Origin of the sequence: Rahnella sp. PAMC25617 (assembly GCF_050606005.1) — a bacterium.
GTDB classification, from domain to species: Bacteria; Pseudomonadota; Gammaproteobacteria; order Enterobacterales; family Enterobacteriaceae; genus Rahnella; species Rahnella variigena.
Map to the genome: position 1 here is coordinate 1 of NZ_JBOCUM010000311.1, position 369 is coordinate 369.

Sequence of the window (369 nt, forward strand, 5' to 3'; positions counted from 1 at the left end):
ATTGTTTGCCTGTTTTTTTCATCACCACAAGCTTAAGCGGTTCGGGAATGATTGGTAAATCCTCTAAACGCCAGGATTGAAATTCTTTTCCGTAGCCTTCTGGATCAGCCAGTGTGACCAAATGGCCAAGCGCCCACGTCACAATGTATTGATCTCCTTCTAAAAAGCCATTTCCTTTTTTATGACACTTCAGTACACGTGCAAGATCACGTCCGACTGAAGGTTTCTCTGCTAATACAACTGTTTTTGACACTAGATTTTACATCTCTTTCTTCTATCCATCCTTTTATTATAGCAGACGTGGAGATGCGGTTCTAATGGCGGATTATTTCTTCAATCGTGTGATGATTTCGTTTGTGACTTCTTGCG

At 41.2% G+C, this 369-nt stretch carries 1 pseudogene; it reads right to left on the bottom strand.

Features of this window, described 5'->3' with window-relative positions:
* Positions 1-253: pseudogene (locus ACM615_RS24440) on the bottom strand (DNA topoisomerase III); the annotation flags it as partial.
* Between the last annotated feature and the right edge of the window lie 116 nt (positions 254-369).